2 protein-coding genes are annotated in these 3995 nt (G+C 36.0%); both read left to right on the plus strand.

All coding sequences use genetic code 11. The annotated features are described in order from the left end of the window. Positions 1-363 precede the first annotated feature (363 nt). Positions 364-3609: a type I restriction endonuclease subunit R gene (locus KHM83_RS19385; RefSeq protein ID WP_213238690.1), complete on the plus strand. Its 3246-nt coding sequence runs from the start codon at positions 364-366 to the stop codon at positions 3607-3609. A 24-nt stretch (positions 3610-3633) separates the two neighbouring features. Beyond that, on the plus strand, positions 3634-3849 hold the full coding sequence (locus KHM83_RS19390) for a YdbC family protein (protein WP_213238691.1): 216 nt from the start codon (positions 3634-3636) through the stop codon (positions 3847-3849). Positions 3850-3995: the final 146 nt, after the last annotated feature.

Raw genomic sequence — 3995 nt, forward strand, 5'->3', positions numbered from 1 at the left:
CATGATTATTGGGCTGCAGTAACACTGCAGCCACTACACGCATTTTTTGAGGCAAGATAAGCGAGCTAGCTACGGCAAGAGTTATGAGCTAGGCAATGACAGAACTAGAAATCAGAAACAGTAGTAGCAAGAATAAGGGATATAAGCATGCAAAAGTCATTCTTACCATGGGTGGTTGTATTTAAAACAGCTGTGCACATGTTAATTTGTTCAAAATGTAATGGTATTATTACCTTGCAAGATTGAGAAAATAGCGAATGTTTGCAGATAACGGATTAGGATAAATTTTGAGATTTAGTACGACAAATTTTAATTTTGTGTACCAATAGATAACAATTAATTTAATTGAAGGGGGAGTATACATTGAGCCTTTTAGAAAATTTTACTGAAGATTTACTTGAAGAAGCGGCCATAGAGATATTACAAGAATTAGGTTATGAATATGCTTTTGGCCCTGATATATCGTTAGGTGGAGAATATGAAGAACGCAAAGATTATCGCGAAGTTATATTAGCTAGCCGTGTGAAAGACGCTCTTTATCGAATCAACAGGGATTTACCGGAAGAAGCATTAGAAGAAGCTTACAGACAAATCATTACTTTCAATAGCCCAATGCTGGAAGAGAATAATAGAAACTTCCACAAGCTATTGACGGAGGGAATAGAAGTTTCCTTTATGGAAAACGGACACCCTCGTACAAAGAATGCACGTATTGTCGAATTTGAAAAAGAACTTTTTGATAGAAATGAGTTTCTGGTGGTCAATCAGTTTACCATCGTAGAAAATGAAGAACGCCGTCCGGATCTTATTATCTTTATTAATGGGATTCCTTTGATTTTAGTTGAGTTAAAGTCTGCTAGTGATGAAAATGTTGGTATAGAAAGTGCCTATAATCAGGTTCAAACGTATAAAAAGGATATACCAAGCCTATTTAATTATAATGCTTTTTGTATTTTATCTGATGGTATTAATGCAAAGGCGGGAACCATAACATCTAATGAAGAGCGATTCATGAATTGGAGAAGTATTGATGGAGAAGTAGTTGAACCCCTTTCAAAGCCTCAATATGAAGTTATGTTTAACGGTATGCTTCAAAAAGAAAGACTGTTGGATATTATTCAGAATTTTATTTTATTCCAAGAGTCAAGTGAAGATGAAAAAGACGTTGATGGAAAGAAGTTGGGTGATAAAAAGACAATCATTAAAATTTTATCAGCTTATCATCAATATTTTGCTGTGAAAAAAGCCGTTGAAAAAACTAAGGAAGCAACCAGTGTAGATGGAGATCGCAAAATTGGTGTAATTTGGCATACACAAGGTTCAGGAAAGAGTTTTTCCATGGTGTTTTATACTGCTGGTCTTGTAAGAGAACTGAATAATCCGACGATTATTGTCATAACGGATAGAAATGACTTGGATGATCAGCTATTTACGACATTTACAAAGTCTAAAGATATTTTAAGACAAACGCCTAAACAAGCCGATATGAGAAAACTGACAGATACTCAAAAATCAGCAGTCAATGGAAACAATTCAGTAGAGATTAATGGACTTTTTGATCTTTTGAATGAGAGAGAATCTGGTGGTATTATTTTCACAACCATTCAAAAATTCAAACCTGAAGAAGGGGAAATGCCTGTATTAACAGATCGTAGAAATGTGATTATAATTGCCGATGAAGCCCATAGAAGTCAATACGGCTTGGAAGCAAAGGCAGATGCTAAAACAGGTGAAGTGAAATATGGATATGCAAAATATTTAAGAGATGCTTTGCCAAATGCTTCTTTTATCGGATTTACTGGTACACCAATTGATCTTGAAGACCGTTCTACAACGGCAGTTTTTGGTCATACAATTGATACATATGATATGACAAGAGCCGTTGAGGATGAAGCTACTGTTAAAATATATTATGAAAATCGGATCATTAAGCTGAAAGCTGATGAAGAAGAGCTGAAGGCAATTGATGAAGAATTTGATGAATTAACTGAAGGGCAAGAAGACATTGAAAAAGAAAAAAATAAAGGCAAATGGTCTCGCCTAGAAGCAATTGTAGGTTCTCCAAATCGCGTGAAAAAGCTGGCCGAAGACATTGTGACGCACTACGAGGAAAAGACGAAAGCCATTGATGGTAAAGCTATGGTTGTTTGTATGAGCCGCAAAATATGTGCAGATTTATACGATGAAATAATAGCACTTAGACCGGACTGGCATAGTGATGATGTAGATAAAGGTAGAATTAAAGTGGTAATGACAGGCAGTGCAGCGGATAGTGAAAGATTACAACAGCATGTAGGCGGCAAACAACGTAGAGATACATTAGCAAAACGTATGAAAGACAATAGTGACGAACTGAAAATTGTTATTGTTAGAGATATGTGGCTGACTGGATTTGACGTACCTTCTATGCATACAATGTATATTGATAAGCCGATGAAAGGCCATAACTTAATGCAGGCTATTGCGAGAGTTAACCGTGTCTTTAAAGAAAAATCAGGTGGGGTTGTTGTAGATTATATTGGTATCTTAGAAAGTCTTAAAAGTGCCTTAAAACAATATACCGATAATGATCGTGGCAACACAGGAATCAATACAGATGTGGCTATTGGTGTGATGCTTGAAAAACTTGAAATTTTACAGGATATGTTCCATGGTTATGACTATTCCGACTATATGGGAGATTCTCAGGTAAAGAGAATTCGTGCTATTACAGGCGGTATGGATTTTGTGCTTGGAATGACCGAGGAAGACCAAAAAGAATTCAAGAAAACAGCAGTAGAATTATCAAAAGCGCATTCATTATGTGCAGCATCTGAAATAGGAAGATCAAAAGCCCTTGAAGTTAGTTATTTCAAAGCGGTTAAAGCGAGCTTGGTGAAATTAAGTGCTAAAGGCGAACGTGCACTGAGCAAAAGTCAAATTGATGCCAGAGTTCATCAAATGCTTGAGCGTTCAATTATTTCAGAGGATGTCATTGATGTTTTTGATGCTATGGGAATTCAAAGACCTGAAGTATCAATATTATCAGAAGAATTTTTGGAAGAAGTCAGAGAGCTTAAGCAAAAGAATTTGGCAGTTGAAATGTTGAGAAAGCTCTTAGAAGGCAACATAAAATCCATTGAAAGAACAAACCTTGTTAAGTCGGAAATGTTCTCTGAAAAGCTTAAGAAAGCCCTGAATAAATATAGGAATCAAGCAATTACCAATGCAGAAGTTATTGAAGAACTTATCCGTATGGCACATGAGCTTAAGAAAATGAAAGAGGAACAGGCAGCTTCAGGATTAAGTGAAGATGAAATTGCTTTTTACGATGCTCTTACAGCGGATGACATTGTCAAAGAGTTTTTGGAAGATGAAACACTTAAAAAGATTGCGAGGGAACTTACAGTAGCAATACGAAATAATATTACCATTGACTGGAGTGTCAGAAAAAGCGCTCAAGCTGGTATGAGGCGTATAATCAAGAGACTACTCAAGAAATATGATTATCCACCTGAGCAAGCAAAAAAAGCAATGGAAACTGTTATGAGACAGGCAGAAAAAATGTGTGGAAATCAAGTTAATATGGTTTTTTATGATCGAGTTGCAGAGTCGAAACCATCATATTAGGCTTAAAGAGAAAAGGTGAATAAAATGGCTGAAATCAAATATGAAATAGTTGAAACGCTTGGCGTTCTTTCAGAGAATGCCAAAGGGTGGAGAAAGGAACTAAACCTTGTATCCTGGAACGGTAGAGAAGCAAAATATGATTTAAGAGATTGGGCACCAGAGCATGAAAAAATGGGTAAAGGTGTGACTTTAAGCAAAGAGGAAGTTGAAGCGTTGAAGGTAATTATAGCCTTGTTATAAGAGATAGAATAATATATTTCGCACTATACCTTAGGAGGGTTTTGATATGGAGTTAAGTATAGGATCAAAAGATTTTTTGGATTCATTCCAGCATATATGGGAGAAAAATGTTGATGAGTATGGTACTAGTAGAGTAAATCTATTTG

Source organism: Fusibacter paucivorans, assembly GCF_018390735.1.
GTDB lineage: Bacteria > Bacillota > Clostridia > Peptostreptococcales > Acidaminobacteraceae > Fusibacter > Fusibacter paucivorans.

Excerpts from the sequence above, each read along its gene's own strand:
- KHM83_RS19390 (WP_213238691.1), top strand. The coding sequence starts at position 3,634 with ATGGCTGAAATCAAATATGAAATAGTTGAAACGCTTGGCGTTCTTTCA.